15 protein-coding genes are annotated in these 17,025 nt (G+C 68.3%); 12 read left to right on the top strand and 3 right to left on the bottom strand.

The features are described from left to right. Window positions 1-21: 21 nt before the first annotated feature. Window positions 22-1,395: a glycosyltransferase family 4 protein gene (locus I5731_RS07420; RefSeq protein WP_328838531.1), complete on the bottom strand. Its 1,374-nt coding sequence runs from the start codon at window positions 1,393-1,395 to the stop codon at window positions 22-24. 312 nt (window positions 1,396-1,707) lie between these two features. Between I5731_RS07420 and I5731_RS07425 the strand changes: the two genes are divergently transcribed. Next, entirely contained in the window at window positions 1,708-3,228 is a 1,521-nt protein-coding gene (locus tag I5731_RS07425; RefSeq protein WP_197310733.1) for a phosphomannomutase/phosphoglucomutase, read from the top strand. 93 nt (window positions 3,229-3,321) lie between these two features. After that, on the top strand, window positions 3,322-4,770 hold the full coding sequence (locus I5731_RS07430; RefSeq protein WP_197310734.1) for a mannose-1-phosphate guanylyltransferase/mannose-6-phosphate isomerase: 1,449 nt from the start codon (window positions 3,322-3,324) through the stop codon (window positions 4,768-4,770). A gap of 81 nt (window positions 4,771-4,851) precedes the next feature. Here the strand turns inward: I5731_RS07430 and I5731_RS07435 are convergent, their stop codons facing one another. Together I5731_RS07435 and I5731_RS07440 are read right to left on the bottom strand one after the other, a co-directional pair. Further along, complete coding sequence (locus I5731_RS07435) at window positions 4,852-5,676, bottom strand: polysaccharide pyruvyl transferase family protein (RefSeq protein WP_197310735.1); 825 nt, start codon at window positions 5,674-5,676, stop codon at window positions 4,852-4,854. A 114-nt stretch (window positions 5,677-5,790) separates the two neighbouring features. Further along, a complete protein-coding gene (locus I5731_RS07440) occupies window positions 5,791-6,330 on the bottom strand; it encodes a glycosyltransferase family 29 protein (RefSeq protein WP_197310736.1) in 540 nt (179 codons plus the stop codon). Between the two features lie 591 nt (window positions 6,331-6,921). Here I5731_RS07440 and I5731_RS07445 point away from each other — a divergent pair. From I5731_RS07445 to I5731_RS07490, 10 genes are all read left to right on the top strand, one after another. Then, on the top strand, window positions 6,922-7,719 hold the full coding sequence (locus tag I5731_RS07445) for an ABC transporter permease (protein WP_197310737.1): 798 nt from the start codon (window positions 6,922-6,924) through the stop codon (window positions 7,717-7,719). Continuing rightward, window positions 7,716-8,363, top strand: a complete 648-nt coding sequence (locus I5731_RS07450; RefSeq protein ID WP_197310738.1) for an ATP-binding cassette domain-containing protein — start codon at window positions 7,716-7,718, stop codon at window positions 8,361-8,363. The genes I5731_RS07445 and I5731_RS07450 overlap by 4 nt, the downstream gene beginning before the upstream one ends. Further along, on the top strand, window positions 8,323-9,600 hold the full coding sequence (locus tag I5731_RS07455) for a hypothetical protein (protein ID WP_197310739.1): 1,278 nt from the start codon (window positions 8,323-8,325) through the stop codon (window positions 9,598-9,600). The genes I5731_RS07450 and I5731_RS07455 overlap by 41 nt, the downstream gene beginning before the upstream one ends. A gap of 174 nt (window positions 9,601-9,774) precedes the next feature. Beyond that, window positions 9,775-11,370, top strand: coding sequence for an ABC transporter substrate-binding protein (locus tag I5731_RS07460; protein ID WP_235981629.1), 1,596 nt, complete (start codon window positions 9,775-9,777; stop codon window positions 11,368-11,370). Between the two features lie 22 nt (window positions 11,371-11,392). Next, window positions 11,393-12,454: an ABC transporter permease gene (locus I5731_RS07465; RefSeq protein ID WP_197310741.1), complete on the top strand. Its 1,062-nt coding sequence runs from the start codon at window positions 11,393-11,395 to the stop codon at window positions 12,452-12,454. Further along, on the top strand, window positions 12,454-13,416 hold the full coding sequence (locus I5731_RS07470; RefSeq protein ID WP_197310742.1) for an ABC transporter permease: 963 nt from the start codon (window positions 12,454-12,456) through the stop codon (window positions 13,414-13,416). The genes I5731_RS07465 and I5731_RS07470 overlap by 1 nt, the downstream gene beginning before the upstream one ends. After that, a complete protein-coding gene (locus tag I5731_RS07475) occupies window positions 13,413-14,270 on the top strand; it encodes an ABC transporter ATP-binding protein (RefSeq protein ID WP_197310743.1) in 858 nt (285 codons plus the stop codon). Before I5731_RS07470 ends, I5731_RS07475 begins: the two co-directional genes overlap by 4 nt. Next, complete coding sequence (locus tag I5731_RS07480; RefSeq protein ID WP_407941830.1) at window positions 14,258-15,103, top strand: ABC transporter ATP-binding protein; 846 nt, start codon at window positions 14,258-14,260, stop codon at window positions 15,101-15,103. Before I5731_RS07475 ends, I5731_RS07480 begins: the two co-directional genes overlap by 13 nt. Before the next feature lie 132 nt (window positions 15,104-15,235). Next, window positions 15,236-15,820 (top strand): NAD(P)H-dependent oxidoreductase, encoded by a 585-nt coding sequence (locus tag I5731_RS07485; RefSeq protein ID WP_197310744.1) that lies wholly within the window; start codon window positions 15,236-15,238, stop codon window positions 15,818-15,820. A 137-nt stretch (window positions 15,821-15,957) separates the two neighbouring features. Beyond that, window positions 15,958-17,016, top strand: coding sequence for a sugar phosphate isomerase/epimerase family protein (locus tag I5731_RS07490; protein ID WP_197310745.1), 1,059 nt, complete (start codon window positions 15,958-15,960; stop codon window positions 17,014-17,016). Window positions 17,017-17,025 lie beyond the last annotated feature (9 nt).

The raw sequence follows: 17,025 nt of genomic DNA on the forward strand, positions 1-17,025 counted from the left end.
TTCCAGTCAGCTCATGTCAGCTCATGGACGGTCGGAAAACGGCCGTCCGACGCGGCCCGCGTCCCGTCCCGGTTCCGCAATGAAGGCCGCGGCCGGCTCCGTGCCGGGCACCGCCGCGAGACGCCGCACCAGGGCGTCGAAAATCTCGAAATGATCGTCCCAGCGCGGCGGCCGGAAGCCGCCGATCCGCGCGACCTGCGCGGCGCGGCGCGGCGAGTCCGGTGCCGCGTAGTCGCGCACGGCTTGCGCCCAGCCGAGGCCGTCGATCGGATCGACGAAATCGGGCACGGCCTGGCCGATCTCTTCCAGCGCCTCGATCGAGGAGGCGATCACCGGCACGCCGAGGCTCATCGCCTCGACCAGCGGCAGGCCGTAGCCCTCGACGAACGACGGAAACAGCACCGCGCGGCTGCCGCGCATCAGCTGCACGAGGGTCTGGTCGGAAAGATCGGCGCATTCGATGAGGTGGTTTCCGAGCGTTCGGCAGCGTTCGACGATGTCGATGACGTTTTCGTTTTCCCAGCCGCGCCGGCCGACCATGACGAGGCGCGGGGCGGAGGGGCCGTGCCGCTCGACCAGATGACGCCAGACATGCAACAGCGAAATGTGGTTCTTTCGCGGCTCGATCGTGCCGATCGTGACGAAATAGGGTTGCGGTGTACATACCGGATCGGCGCTGGACGCCAGCGTCGCATCGATGCCGAGCGGGGCTGCGACCACCTCGGCGACCGGGCGTCCCTCGGCCGCCGCATGGTCGGAAAACACCCGCGCCGTATAGCCGGAGTTGGCGATCACCGCCGCGGCGGTGCCGAGCACCGTCGCCATCCGCCGCCGGTGCTTCGCCTCGTCGGGGGCGCGGGCATATTCCGGATGGGTCAGCGGAATGAGGTCGTGGATGAGGTAAAGTGCCTTCAGCCGGCGCCGTGCCAGCAGGCGCTGCAGGTGCGCCGGGGCGGCGAGGCCCTGGTGCGAGACGTTGACGTAGAGCGCGCCGGCCGGCGGCGGCGGCGCCCGCAACGGTCCGCCGCCGAGGAGCAGCACCTTCAGCGCCGCGCGCAGCGCCGCCGATTCCGATGGCGTCGCCGCGTTCGCCGAGACGGGCCCGACGGAACCGAAGGCACCGGGATCCAGCCCCAGAAAGGCTTCGAGACGGCGCGCCTGGGCGGCGCCCTCGGCCGGGTGGCCGGCGGCCCAGCGGGCGGCGACGTGCTCGATCAGCCGGGCGACGCGGGGCGCCGGCACGTTCCAGGACCAGCCGTCGGTGCGGGCGAGAAATCTGGCACCGGCGACGCGGTCCGGGTGCAGCAGGTGATTGGCATAGGCGAGCTCGACCCGGTCGATCCCCGTCGGCGCCGCCTTCATCGAACGGCGCAGCAACCGGCTGATGTCGAGCACGAGCGTCAATGCATGCCTTTCCGATGCCGGTCTTGTCGCCGGCCGCACCATGGGATCGCGGGGCGGGCCCGGCAGCGCTTCTACACCAAAAAGCGGAGACATGCAGCGTCCGGCGCGCAGGCCCGCCCCGCGGAAACCGGCCCGCCGCCCTGCACGCCGCCGGCCCGGCGGGTGGCGGGCGCCGCCTTCCGATTTGTGTCGCGCCGCGGGACAGGCTAGATACGGCTCGCCGTGGCCGGTCCCGCTCCGCCCGGCAGCGCCCGCCGCCCGCCCGGGCCGTGGCTTCATTTCAACGGGGCCCTGCGAATTTCGATGATCTTTTCGGTTTCCGATTCCCTGCTGCCCAACACCGCGGCCTTCGAGACCACGGCGCTGGTGAAATCGACCGGCTTTCGCGAGTACGACGCCCGCTGGTGGTTCGGCCACCCCGGCTCGGACCGTCCGCCGGAGCTCAATCTCGTCGGCGTCCAGGCGCTGGGGCTCGGCCTCGCGACGCTGCTCGCCGAGCGCGGCGTCAAGCCCGAGGTGGTCGTCGGCCATGATTTCCGCGGCTATTCGCTCGGCATCAAGATCGCCCTCGCGCAAGGGCTGATGGCGGGCGGCTGCCTGGTGCACGACATCGGCCTCGCCGTGTCGCCGATGGCCTATTTCGCCCAGTTCGACCTCGACGTCGCCGCGGTGGCGATGGTCACCGCCTCGCACAACGACAACGGCTGGACCGGCGTCAAGATGGGCTGCGACCGGCCGGTGACCTTCGGGCCGGAGGAGATGGGCCGGCTGAAGCAGATCGTGCTGTCGGGCTCGTTCCGCACCGCCCCCGGCGGCGGCTACCGCTTCGTGCCGGAGGTCGCCGGCCGCTACATCGCCGACCTCACCCGCGGCAAGGCGCTCGGCCGCAAGCTGAAGGTGGTGGCGGCCTGCGGCAACGGCACGGCGGGGGCGTTTGCGCCGCAGGTGCTGGAAGCGATCGGCTGCGAGGTGATCCCGCTCGACACCGAGCTCGACTACACCTTCCCGAACTACAACCCGAACCCCGAGGACATGGAGATGCTCCATGCGATCGCGGCGAAGGTGCAGGAGACCGGCGCCGACATCGGGCTCGGCTTCGACGGCGACGGCGACCGCTGCGGCGTCGTCGACGACGAGGGCCACGAGATCTTCGCCGACAAGATCGGCGTGATGCTCGGCCGCGACCTCTCGGCGCTCTATCCGGACGCCCGCTTCGTCGTCGACGTCAAGTCGACCAGCCTGTTCAACACCGATCCGGTGCTGCAGGCGAACGGCGCCACCACCGATTATTTCAAGACCGGCCACAGCTACATCAAGCGCCGGGTGCGCGAACTCGGCGCCCTCGCCGGCTTCGAGAAGTCGGGCCACTTCTTCTTCAACGCCCCGATCGGCCGCGGCTACGACGACGGCCTCGTCACCGCGATCGCGATCTGCGAGATGCTCGCCCGCAACCCCGGCCGCTCGATGTCGGACCTCTATCGCGCTGTGCCGCGCACCTACGGCTCGCCGACGATGTCGCCGCACTGCGCCGACGAGGTGAAGTACGACGTCGTCGCCCGCGTCACCGCCCGCCTCGTGGCGATGCGCACCGAGGGCACCCCGATCGCCGGCCATGCGATCACCGACATCGTCACCGTCAACGGCATCCGCGTCACCGTCGCCGACGGCACCTGGGGCCTCGTGCGCGCCTCGTCGAACAAGCCCGAGCTCGTCGTCGTGGTGGAAAGCCCGGTCTCCGACGCCCGCCTGCGCGAGATGTTCGCCGCCGTCGACGCGATCCTGCGCGAGAACCCGGAAGTCGGCGCCTACAACCAGACGATCTGAGCCGGCGCTCGCCGGATCTCATACCACCCGCCATCTTGAAACCCGCCGCGCGATGCGGTCGTACTCGTCGAGACGTGGCAAGGGAGTGCCTTGATGACAGCTGGCCAGGAGACCGCGGTGGCTGCCGACGCCCGCATCCTCCCCGTCCTGCTCGCCGGCGGCTCGGGAACCCGGCTCTGGCCGGTGTCGCGCGACGCCATGCCCAAGCAGTTCCAGCCGCTGGTCGGGCCGCTGTCGAGCTTCCAGCAGACCGTGCAGCGGGTCGCCGACCCGGCGCTGTTCGCCGACCCGCTGGTGATCACCAACGAGGCGTTCCGCTTCTTCGTGCGCAAGCAGGTCGCCGACCTCGGCGCCGCGGCGTCGATCGTGCTCGAGCCCGAGCGGCGCGATTCCGCCGCCGCCGTCGCCATCGCCGCCGTGCTCGCCGAGCGACAGGCCCCCGGCACGCTGGTGCTGGCGCTCGCCGCCGACCACATCGTGCTCGACACCGACCTCTTCGCCGAGGCGGTGCGTCTCGGCGCCCGGGCTGCCATCGAGGGGGCGATCGTCGTGTTCGGCCTGACGCCGACCGAGCCGCGCTCGAGCTTCGGCTACATCAAGCCGGGCGAAGCCTACGCCGGCACCGACGACCTGCACGCCGTCGAGCGTTTCGTGGAAAAGCCCGACCGGGCGACCGCGCTCGGCTACATGCGCGACGGCTATCTCTGGAACTCCGGCAACTTCCTGTTCCGCTCCGACGCGATGATCGCCGAGTTCGCGCGCAGCGCGCCAGATATCCTCGCCGCCGCCGAGGCCGCCGTCGATGCCGCCACCACCGATCTCGGCTTCCTGCGCCTCGACCGCGCCGCCTTCGCCGCGGCGCCCAGCACCTCGATCGACTATGCCGTGATCGAGAAGGCGGCGAAGATCGCCGTCGTCACCGGGCGCTTCCGCTGGTCCGACATCGGCAGCTGGGACGCGATCTGGGAGGTGTCGGAGCGCGACGCCGAGGGCAACGCGCTGCACGGCCACGGCGCCTTCGTCGGCAGCCGTGACTGCCTCATTCATTCCGAAGAGACGCTCACCACCGTCGTCGGGCTCGAGGGCATCGCCGTGGTCGCGACCAGCGACGCCGTGATGGTGGTGCCGCGCGAGCGGGCGCAACTCGTCAAGGACGCGGTGGCGCAGCTGAAAGCCGCCGGCCGCGGCGAGGCGGCGCAGCACCGGCACAGCTTCCGCCCCTGGGGCCGCTACGACGACATCGTCACCGGCGACCGGTTTCGCGTGCGCCACATCACGGTGGATCCGGGCGGCGTGCTGTCGCTGCAGAAGCACCTGCACCGCGCCGAGCACTGGGTGGTGGTGAGCGGCACCGCCGAGGTCACCGTCGGCGACGATGTCCGCCTCGTCGCCGAGAACGAATCCCTCTACATCCCCGTCGGCACCATCCACCGCCTCGCCAACCCCGGCCGCATCCCCCTCGAACTGATCGAGGTGCAGACCGGCAGCCACCTGAGCGAGGACGACGTGATCCGGCTCGGGGACATCTATTCGCGGGTGTGAGGGGGGGCGGGCGGCGGCCCCGGCCGGATTGCCATGTCCAGGGCTTGGGGAGGGCGCCACGCACCCTCCCACCGCGGCCCGTCAGACCGGCTGCAGGATTTCCGGCAGCGGCTGCTTGTCCATCCAGTCGAACAGCCGCTCGTAGGCGTCGCGATTGCGGCGCGCCCAGCGCATACCGTCCTTCAGGTCGCCGGGATGCTTGCAGACCGGAATATTGACCCCGGCCGACGAGATCAGGCCTTCGATCTTGTGAGTGTTGCCGGTCAGGGCGACGAACGTCGCGCGGGCACGGCAGGCCGCAAACACCGCATGGTGCCGGCCGGTGACGAGTAGGGACGCCGTCTTCAGCGCGTTGACCATCTCCGACCAGCCCAGCGCCTTCATGTCCATGAACGGGAGCTTTGAAAAGGGGCCGCCCATCGGCCTCACGAAGGAGCCGAATTCGGTCGAATAGAAGTCCGTGACCACCACCTCGCCGCCGTAGTCGACGTGCGGGACCTCGGGGTCGATATCGGCGTAGTACGAAAAGTCGGGGCAGATCGGCGCATCGATACCGGTTTCGGCGAGCAGCGCGTCGCGGCTGATGATCTCGCGCACGTTGATCGAGGCGGCCTGTCGCAGCAGGTCGGCGTCCTGTGCACCGTTCTCCTGCCAGACCGTGTTGAGCAGGTGGAAGGGCTTGCCGCGCTCGGCGGCGGCGCGCAGCAGGTCGATCTTCGACTTGTAGGCCGAGGACCGGTGATGCATCGACCCCTCGCCGTTCGCGACGAGCACGTCGTAGTCGTCGCCCGACGTGAAATCGTAGCGGGCCGACAGCCGCGCGCGCATGAAGTCGATCACGGCCCAGGAGCCGCAGTGATAGCTCGAATGATCGCCGATGAGGCGGACCTTTGGGCGTTCGGTCATTGCGGTCGATTGATTCCTGTATCGTGGAAAAATCGCCTCGCAAGGCAAGGCCAAGCGAGACATGCGACACTAGCCGGGTTCAGTATCCGTCGGCGCCTGAAAGGGCCGGCGGATTCAGTAGTCCCGCACGATGGACCAGCCGTTCTGTTCCACGGTCTCGAGACAAAACTGCTCTTCACTGTCGTAATCGTGCGGCCCGATGTGCACCTTCTGGCGATAGTAGGTATTGGTACGCTTGAAGTCGAAACCGAAGACGGTTGCCGTTTTCACCCCTGACGATGCGACGAGATCGATCACCATGGCTCCGACGCTCGGCCGAGCCTTGAGGCGACCCATCAGTGCCGAGCGTCGTCGGGCGTCGTAGAAAACGATGCCCTCCGGAAGCGCAGGACCCTCGTCCACCCCTTCCTGGTCGAACCAGGACATCCAGATGAGATGGCGCGCCTGAAATGCGTTGACGAATTTGGCGACCGTGTGGAACTGCGCAAAGACGAGAACATCGGTTCGGGAACCCTGGGATTCCGGCTTGGTCGGCACGCCGCGGTTCATGCGAAGCACCAGATCGTGTGCCTCGATCTCCGCACCGTGGTTGCCCGTCAACAGCGATTCCGCGTTGCCAACGATCGCGACCGACTTGCCCGCGAAAAACTCCATGCAGTACTCCAAACGCTGTTCAATGCAGACGTGGATGAACTGTCGGGATAATCGCCATGTGGGTCATGCGCAACCCCAAGCGCCCGTCGAGTATCAAGTCAACGCGCCTGTGCGAGAAGATCGGCGGTGGTTTGGTAGACTAGGGGGCGCGGCAACGTCAAGCCAGCCAAGGGGCCGGCGCGGCGCTCGCGGCTCCACCCGATTGGCTGACCCTGCGCCGCGCACGGATTTCGCCATGATTTGCGCATATATTGATGCAATGCAATATCTCGCCCGTTCACCACGGTTGCCGCGGATATTGCGGGACGGCACAGGATCGGCCGTTCAACGTCGTGCCATGCCGCCGCAACGTATTTCGACAGAGTGGACGCGGTCGCGTTCGGGTCGACCTGAAATTGTCGTAAGGCCCCTGTCCGATGCAAGGCAGCCCTCCACCCCTAAACTCGCTTGTCGGGCCATCCAGGGGTATACGCTTCGTTGATGATGGTTGTTCTATCCGCCCGATCGGATTGCTGATGTATGCGGTGGCGCCGCTCCCGGCCCCTGATGCACAGGGACCTGTTTGCTGGTCATGATGACGGAGATTGCCACGTGATTCAGACCGCGCTGTGGGGAGTGTCCCGTCAGATCGCAACACTCGCGACGATGATCAAATGGGAAATGATGAGCCATAACAACCGCCGTCCGGCGGGGTTCATTGAGGAAGTCCTCGACATCTTCGGAATGGTTGCGATCCTGGTCTTCATGCGTGTCGTGCTTCGTGGCCGCGGCGACAGTTACGGAATGCCGATCGTACCTTTTTTGTTTACAGGGCTTGTCACGATCTGGATGCTCAAGCGGACCTGTAATATCGTTTCTGCAATTCCGAATTCTTTCGGACGATTCCGTGTCTATCAAGGCGTGACGATGCTGGATGTCGCGATCGCGCGTGGCCTCGTGACGATGGTCATCTTCATGGGCGTCGGTGTCGTTCTTTACCTCGGCGCCGTGCTGTTCGGTTTCTCCCCACCGATCCGCAACCTTCCGGCTGTGGTGGGCCTCCAGATGACGGCTGGTCTGATCGGGCTTGGCCTTGGCCTGATCTTCATGGCGCCGTTCTACTACGTGAAGCTGCTGCGTATGCTCATCATCACGTTCGGCGGCCGTATCATGATCTTCATGTCCGGCTGCTTCTACGTGTATCCCGAACTGTCGTACTCGTTGAGGCCTTACGCCGTATGGAATCCTTTGCTGCACCTCAACGACATGGTGCGCGAGGCCTACTTTACGAGTTACACGGCCTCGTGGGTCAGCCCCTCCTACGTGGCAGGGTGGACTGTCGCCATTCTGGGGGCTGGCCTGATTTGTGAACGCGCGTTCCGCAATCACCTTGGCTGGGGGCGCTGGTGATCGACCTCATCGACGTGTCGCTGCGGTTCCAGAACGGCGACGCCCAGATCGACGTGCTGCAGAACGTGAACGCCTCCTTCGATCGGGATGCGACAATTGGAATTCTGGGCGCCCGCGGTTCGGGCAAGACCTCGCTACTCGACATCCTGCACAACACGCTGTTGCCTTCCGCTGGACATGTCGTCCGGCACGGCACGGTGTCATGGCCCCTGGCGACGTTCAGGCCTATCATCTCCGGCATGACGCTCCGGGGCAGCATGGGCATTCTCGCGGGCCTTCATGGCTTCGACTCCGCCGAGCTCATCCGGCGCGCTGCCGAACTTGGGGGGCTCTATGGATATCTCGATGTGCAGCCGCGCAAGCTTTCGCGAGACGTCCGTGGCAGGGCCGCCTATTCCATCGCGCTCGCCCTCGCCTTCGACGTCTACCTGATCGACGAGAACCTGTTTCTCGGCGACGAGGCGTTTCGTGAGCGGAGCAAGATCTACCTGAAGCGGATGCTGCAGCGTCACGCCTTCATCATCGCCAGCCGCATGCCCTCGCTGCTCGAGCGTCATTGCGACATCGTTTACGTTCTGCACGAGGGCAGGCTCAGGAGATACGATGATCCCCATCAAGCCACCAAAGATTTCCAAAGTCTTTGAAATCGATCGCCGGCGCCCGGAGGAGCCCGGAACGGCGATTGATGAGTTCCGCGAAGACCAAGTTGAAGAAGAAGGGATCGTTGCGCGCGCCCAACGCACGCAGATCCGCATCTACGATCCGGCCGTCATCCGTCGGAAAAAGATCAACGGCTGGCTGATCAATCTGTTCTTCCTGCTGATCGCGCCCGCGATCGCCGCAGTTTACCTCTACGGAATCGCGACCGACATGTACAAGGTCGACACGGTGCTGATGATCAAGGCACCGCTGACCGGCTCGAACATGGGCGGCGCCGGCGCTATGACGACGATGCTCGGCAGCCAGAGCTCGACGATGACGCGCGCCATCGACGAGAGCTTCGCGGTCATCGAATACGTCACGTCGCGCGAGGCGTTCCGGGAGTTGCAGCAGAAGGTCGACTTCGCGGAACACTTCAAAAACCCGGATGCGGACTATTTCAGCCGGCTCGAGCCTGATGCCGACTTCGAGGCGGCCTACTCCTATTACAAGAACCATATCGACGTCCGCTACGACGACGTCACCGGACAGATCATCCTCACCACCTACGGCTTCGAGGCCGAAACCGCCGCCACGATTGCCGAGGCGGTGATCGAACTCAGCGAGAACGTGGTGAACTCGTTCAACCAGCGCTCGGAGCGGGACTTCCTCGATCATGTCGAGGACCAGGTCGAGAAGGCCAAGGCGGAACTGCGCCGTGTCGAGGAGGAGGTGACCCAGTTCCGGCTCACCGAGCGGCTGATCGATCCCTCGTCGGATTCCACCGCCCGGGAATCGATCATCACCCAGCTCCTGACGCAGTCGGCGTCGATCCAGGCCGAGATCACCAATCTCGCCAGCCGCGGCATCTCCAGCGAGCAGCAGATCCAGCCGCTGCGCAATCGCCTCGCCGCGATCGAGGAGCAGGTGACCCGCGAGCGCTCGAGCCTCACCGGCGAGAACAGCCCGCTCGCCCCGGTGCTGGCGCGCTACCAGTTCCTGATCGTCGAGCAGACCATCGCCCAGCAGCAGTATACGGCCGCGCTCAACAACCTCTCGAACGCCCAGTTCCAGGCCGGGGCGCAGAAGCTCTACGTGCTCACCGTGGTGCCGCCGCGCCTGCCCGAGCAGGCCCAGTTGCCGGCGCGGCAGTGGAACATGTTCCTCACCTTCCTGTATTCGCTCGGCGGTCTCATCGTGCTGCGCGTGATCATCGCCTCGGTGCGTGACCATATGGTCTAGCCCTGCGGCCGGCGCCGGCCGCTGGACAGGAGCGGCCCGGCTGGCGCATGCTCGCCGAGGTCGTCGGGTCCCGCACCCGGACCGGGCGCGCCGGCCGCCGGCCGGGCGCGCGACCTTTCCCGCAAAGGGCCGCCCGGGGCGGACAGGCCCTGGCGCCGAGGAGAACGACCGATGATGAACTGCGTCAGGGGTTTGGCCGCCGCGGGCCTGATGATCGCGGGCCTGCTGCTTCCCGCCGCACCGGTCGCCGCGGAAACGCCGCGCGACACGCTGGTGATGGCCTGGCAGATCGACGACATCATCACCCTCGACCCGGCCGAGATCTTCGAGTTCTCCGCCTCCGAGATCGCCGGCAACACCTACGAGCGCCTGATCGGCTACGACCTCGCCGACGTCTCGAAGATCTTCGGCGTCGTCGCCGAATCCTGGACCGTTTCCGAGGACGGCCGGACGCTGTCGTTCAAGATCCGCGAGAACAAGCGCTTCGCCTCCGGCAACCCGCTCACCGCCGAGGACGTCGTGTTCTCGCTGCAGCGGGCGGTGAAGCTCGACAAGTCGCCCGCCTTCATCATCGGCCAGTTCGGGCTGACCCCGGCGAACGCCGAGGAGAAGATCCGTCAGACCGGCGACTTCACCTTCGAACTCGAGATGGACAAGCCCTACGCGCCGACCTTTGTGCTCTACTGCCTGACCGCGACGGTCGCCTCCGTCGTCGACAAGGATCTGGTGCTCGCCAACGAGGTCGACGGCGATCTCGGCTACGGCTGGCTGAAGACCAACTATGCCGGCTCCGGCCCGTTCATGATCCGCGACTGGCGCGCCAGCGAGGTGGTGGTGATCGAGAAGAACACCGCCTACACCGGCCCGACCGGCACGCTCGCCCGCGTCGTCTACCGCCACATCGGCGAGACCGCGACCCAGCGCCTGCTGCTCGAGAAGGGCGACATCGACATCGCCCGCAACCTCGGCGCCGAGGAACTCGACGCGCTGGCGTCGAACCCGGACATCCTCGTGCAGAGCGCCCCGAAGGGAACGGTCTACTACCTCGGCCTCAACCAGAAGAACGAGCACCTCGCCAAACCCAAGGTGCGCGAGGCGCTGAAGTATCTCGTCGATTACGACACCATCGCCGCCACCGTGATGAAGAGCCTCGGCACGGCGCACCAGGCCTTCCTGCCGAAAGGCATGCTGGGGGCGGTCACCGACCGGCCGTTCCGGCTCGACGTCGCGAAAGCCAAGGCGCTGCTCGCCGACGCCGGCCTGCCCGACGGCTTCAAGGTCACCATGGACACCCGCAGCCAGCCGGTGATCACCGGCATGGCCGAGGCGATCCAGCAGACCTTCGCCGCCGGCGGCGTCGACCTCGAGATCATTCCGGGCGACGGCAAGCAGACGCTGACCAAGTACCGCGCCCGCCAGCACGACATCTACATCGGCCAGTGGGGCCCGGACTATCAGGACCCGCACACCAACGCCCAGACCTTCGCCTCCAACCCGGACAATTCCGACGAGGGCACGACGAAGACACTGGCCTGGCGCAACGCCTGGGATCCGGGCGCGCTCAACGCCGAGACCGACGCGGCGATCCTCGAGAGCGACCCGGCAAAGCGCGCGGCGATGTACCAGGACCTGCAGCGCAAGGTGATGGCCGACGGCCCCTTCGTCATCGTGCTGCAGCAGGTCGAGGTCGCGGCGGTGCGCAAGCCCGTCGCCGGCTTCGTGCTCGGCCCCTCCTTCGACAGCAACTCGGTCGTCATGGTGACCAAGTAGCGGCCCGCCGGCGGCGCCCGGGATGGCGGTGGCGGCCCCTCGGCGGCAGGATGGCGAGCGCGGCGCTGCGGCGCTGCGCATCCTGATCGCCGTTGCCAAATTCGCGGCGATGCTCGCCGTGACGCTGGTCGGGCTCGCCGCGGTCACCTTCGTCATCGGCCGCGTCGTGCCGATCGACCCGGTGCTCGCGGTCGTCGGCGACCGCGCGCCGCAGCGGGTCTACGACCGCGTCCGCGCCGAAATGGGGCTCGACCTGCCGCTGATCGAGCAGTTCTGGCTCTATCTCTCGCGCATCCTCACCGGCGATTTCGGCCGCTCGGTGCTCACCACCAATCCCGTCCTCACCGACATCGCGCGCTACTTCCCCGCCACCCTCGAGCTCGCGACGCTCGGCACCCTGTTCGGGACGCTGGTCGGCGTGCCGCTCGGCGTGCTCGCTGCGGTGCGCCGCGACACGCTGCTCGACCAGCTCGTGCGCGTCGTCGGCCTCATCGGTTATTCCGTGCCGATCTTCTGGCTCGGGCTGATGGCGCTGCTGGTGTTCTATGCCCGGCTCGACTGGGCGCCGGGGCCGGGGCGGCTCGACATCGCCTACGACTACATCGTGACGCCCGTCACCGGCCTCTTGCTGGTCGACAGCCTGATCGCGGGCGAGCCCGGCGTGTTCTGGAACGCGCTGTCGCACGCCATGCTGCCCGGCCTGGTGCTCGGCTATTTCTCGCTCGCCTACATCAGCCGGATGACGCGCTCGTTCATGCTGCACGAGCTGGCGCAGGAGTACATCGTCGCCGCCCGCGTGAAAGGCCTCTCCGAGACGCGCATCATCTGGCGCCATGCCCTGCGCAACGCCGCTGTGCCCCTCGTCACCGTGATCGCGCTCTCCTACGCCCACCTGCTCGAAGGCTCGGTGCTGACCGAGACGGTGTTCGCCTGGCCGGGGCTCGGCTCCTACCTCACCAATTCGCTGCAGAGCGCCGACATGAACGCCGTGCTCGGCGCGACGCTGGTGATCGGCGCGAGCTTCGTGCTGCTCAACCTCCTCTCCGACATCGCCTATCGCCTGCTCGACCCGAGGACGCGCTGATGGCGGTCCCGACCCCTCCCGCCGCGCAGCATGATCGCGGGTTGCCCGCGCCGCCGGCCGGGCTGAAGGCCTGGCTCACCAGCCCGGCCCCGGCGTCGCGCACGCAGGCCCGGCTCGGCCGGTTCTATCGCGGCTGGCGCGGCTTCGTGCGCAATCCGGCGGCGATGGCCGGCTTCGTCATCGTGCTGCTCCTCCTCGTCGTCGCGGCGAGCGCCGACCTCATTGCCACCCATTCGCCCACCGTCGCCGGCGACCTGCGCACCGAGCGCCTGCTGCCGCCCGGCGGCGAGTTCTGGCTCGGCACCGACGACCAGGCGCGCGATATCTGGTCGCGCATCGTGCACGGCTCGCGGGTGACGCTGGTCGTCGTGCTGCTCGTCTCGGTCATCTCGATGCCGGTCGGCCTCGCCGTCGGCACCGTGTCGGGCTACGCCGGCGGCGTGGTCGACGCGGTGCTGATGCGCATCACCGACATCTTCCTCGCCTTCCCGCGCCTCGTGCTGGCGCTCGCCTTCGTCGCGGCGCTCGGGCCCGGCATCGAGAACGCGATCATCGCCATCGCGATCACCGCCTGGCCGCCCTATGCGCGGCTCGCCCGCGCCGAAGCGCTGCAGCTGCGCGGGGCGGACTTCATCGCCGCGGCGAAGCTGCAGGGTGCCTCGCCGCTCCGGATCGTCGCCGTCCACATCGTGCCGATGTGCATGCCCTCGGTGATCGTGCGGGTGACGCTCGACATGGCCGGGGTGATCCTGATCGCCGCCGGCCTCGGCTTCCTCGGCCTCGGCGCGCAGCCGCCGCAGCCGGAATGGGGCGCCATGGTCGCCTCCGGCCGGCGCTTCCTGATCGACCAGTGGTGGGTGGCGGCGATGCCGGGCGCGGCGATCTTCATCGTCAGCCTCGGCTTCAACCTGCTCGGCGACGGCCTGCGCGACGTGCTCGACCCGAAGGCGGCCGAACGATGAGCGCCGAAAACGCCGCCGGAACGCCGCCGCTGCTCGACGTGAAAAACCTCTCCGTGCGCTATCCGCTGCGCTCCGGCGTCGTCGAGGCGGTGCGCGGGGTCTCCTTCGTGCTCGGGCGCGAGCGGCTCGGCATCGTCGGCGAATCGGGGTCGGGCAAGTCGCAGACCGGGCGCGCCATCCTCGGCCTGACGCCGCAGCCCGGCATCGTCGCCGCCGACCGGCTGCGTTTCGACGGCATCGACCTCCTGTCGTTGCCGCCGCGCGAGATGCGGCGGCTGCGCGGCCGGCGGATCAGCATGGTGATGCAGGACCCGAAATATTCGCTGAACCCGGTGATGACCGTCGGCGCCCAGATCGTCGAGGCCTGCCGGGTCCAGAAGCTCGCCGGCGGGCGCGCCGCGAAGGACCGCGCGCTCGACATGCTGGCGGCGGTGAAGATCGACGACCCGCGCCGCGTCTTCGGCCTCTATCCGCACGAGCTCTCCGGCGGCATGGGCCAGCGGGCGATGATCGCGATGATGCTGGTCGGCGAGCCGGACCTGCTGATCGCCGACGAGCCGACCTCGGCCCTCGACGTCACCATCCAGCTCGAGGTGCTGAAGATCCTCGACGAACTGGTCGCGACGCGCGGCATGGGCCTCGTCTTCATCAGCCACGACCTCCGCCTCGTCGCCTCGTTCTGCGACCGGGTGCTGGTGATGTACGGCGGCCGCATCGTCGAGGAGGTGGCGGCGGCGCGGCTCGGCGAGGCCGGCCATCCCTATACCCGCGGCCTGCTCGGCTCGGCGCCGCGGCTGTCGGGCTCGGTGCATCCGCTGCCGGTGCTGGAGCGCGACCCCGCATGGCTCGCCTGACGCCCCCCGCCGCCGGCACCCCCGCACCTCCCGCGCTGGCGGTCGCCGGGCTCACCGTCGTCTTCGGGCGCGGCGCCGCCGTGATGACCGCCGTCGACGACGTCTCGTTCAGCGTCGCGGCCGGCGAAGCCTATGGCCTCGTCGGCGAATCCGGCTCGGGCAAGTCGACGATCCTGCGCGCGATCACCGGCCTCGTCCGCCCGTCCGCCGGCACCATCAGCATCGCCGGCGAAGCGATTTCCGCCAGTGGGCGCCGGCCGGCCGGCTTCTATCGCTCCGTGCAGATGGTGTTCCAGGATCCCTACGGCTCGCTGCACCCGCGCCGCACCGTCGACCAGACGCTGGCCGAGCCGCTGGCGATCCACAGCCTCGCCGACCGCGAGGCGCGCATCGTCGGCGCCCTCGCCGAAGTCGGGCTCGGCGACGGCTTCCGCTTCCGCTATCCGCACCAGCTTTCCGGCGGCCAGCGCCAGCGTGTCGCCATTGCGCGGGCGCTGATCCTTCGGCCGCGCCTCCTGCTGCTCGACGAGCCGACCTCGGCGCTCGACGTTTCGGTGCAGGCGGAGATCCTCAACCTGCTCGAGCGGCTGCGCGCCGAACTCGGTCTCGCCTATGTCCTCGTCAGCCACGACCTCGCCGTGGTCGGTCACCTCTGCGACCGGCTGGCGATCCTGCGCCGCGGCCGCGTGGTCGAGGAGGCGGGGGCCGACGCCCTGCGCGGCGAGCGCCTCGCCAGCGCCTATGGTGCCGAGCTGATCGCCGCGAGCCGCGGCTTCCGGCGACCCGGTACGCCCGATCCCGCGCCCGATCCGGCGCCGGCCCCCGGGCCCTGAGCCGGGCTCGGCGGCTGCCTTGCGGCTTTGACCCAGATCAAAGCAGCGCCGCGCGCGACGCGGGACGCTGGCTCGGCATCCGGACGGATCGCGCCGAGGACGGTGGCGGCCGACCGGCGGAGAAGCCGTGTCATGCCGCGTCGGATCGTCATCATCCAGGGCCACCCCGATCCGGCGCCGGAGCGGCTGTGCCGGGCGCTGGGGGCAGCCTATGCCCGCGGGGCGGTGGCGGCGGCGCACCAGATCGTCCACGTCGACCTCGCCCGGCTCGAGTTTCCGCTGCTCGCCAGCAACGCCGCCTTCCTCGGCGGCGACATCCCCGAAGCGCTGCGCCCGGCCGCTGAGGCGATCCGCTCGGCCGACCACCTCGTGCTGATCTTCCCGCTCTGGCTCGGCACCATGCCGGCGCTGGTGAAGGCCTTCCTCGAACAGGTCATGCGCCCCGGCACCGCCTTCGCCTACCGCGACAAGGGTTTTCCGGAAAAGCTGCTCGCCGGCAAGTCGGCCCGGCTCGTCGTCACCATGGGCATGCCGGCGCTTGTCTACCGGCTGTGGTTCCGGGCGCACGGCATCCGGGTTCTCGAGCGCAACATCCTGAATTTCGTCGGCGTGAAGCCGGTGCGCACGAGCTGGTACGGCTCGGTCGAGGCGGCCGGCGACGCGGTGCGCCGCGGCTGGCTGGACGAGATGACCGAGCTCGGCCGCCGCGGCGGCTGACCCCGCGCGAAGATCGCCGCGACCTGCCGAACCCGCGGTGACAAGCGCGCGCGGCCCGCATAAAGTCCCTTCCACTATCCATAACAAACAGAACGGCGACGCCGGCCACGGCATCGCCGCCGGGAGGGTTACGCCACATGAGGACCATCAAAGGGCCCGCCATTTTCCTCGCCCAGTTCGCCGGCGACGCGGCACCGTTCAACTCGCTCCCCGCCATCGCCGAATGGGCCGCCTCGCTCGGCTACAAGGGCGTGCAGATCCCGAGCTGGGACGCGCGGCTGTTCGACCTCGAGAAGGCCGCCACCTCGCAGGATTATTGCGACGAGGTCGCCGGCATCCTCGCCGCGCACGGGCTGGTCGTCACCGAGCTTTCGACGCACCTGCAGGGCCAGCTCGTCGCCGTGCACCCCGCCTATGATGCCGCCTTCGACGGCTTCGCCGCCCCCGCCGTGCGCGGCGATCCGGTCGCGCGGCAGGCCTGGGCGACCGAGCAGATGAAGTTTGCCGCGCAGGCGAGCCGCCGGCTCGGCCTGAAAGCCCACGCCACCTTCTCCGGCGCGCTCGCCTGGCCCTACGTCTATCCGTGGCCGCAGCGCCCGGCCGGGCTGATCGAGACCGCCTTCGACGAACTCGCCCGGCGCTGGCGGCCGATCCTCGACGTCTTCGACGAGAACGGCGTCGACGTCGCCTACGAGATCCACCCCGGCGAAGACCTGCACGACGGCGTCACCTTCGAGATGTTCCTCGAGCGCGTCGGCAACCACCCGCGCGCCAACATGCTGTACGACCCGTCGCACTACGTGCTGCAGGCGCTCGACTACATCGACCACATCGAGATCTACCACGAGCGGATCCGCGCCTTTCACGTGAAGGACGCCGAGCTGCGGCCGAACGGCCGCTCCGGCGTCTACGGCGGCTACCAAGCGTGGGCCGACCGGCCGGGCCGCTTCCGCTCGCCCGGCGACGGCGAGGTCGATTTCGGCGCGATCTTCTCAGGCCTGACGAAGCACGGCTTCGACGGCTGGGCGGTGCTCGAATGGGAATGCTGCCTGAAGCATCCGGAGGACGGCGCGCGCGAGGGGGCGGAGTTCATCGCCAGCCACATCATCCGCGTCACCGAAAAGGCCTTCGACGACTTCGCCGACGGTGGCACCGACGAGGCCGCCAACCGCCGCATGCTCGGCCTCGACCGCTGACCCGCAGCC

Origin of the sequence: Methylobrevis albus (assembly GCF_015904235.1) — a bacterium.
In the GTDB taxonomy this organism is placed as follows: domain Bacteria; phylum Pseudomonadota; class Alphaproteobacteria; order Rhizobiales; family Pleomorphomonadaceae; genus Methylobrevis_A; species Methylobrevis_A albus.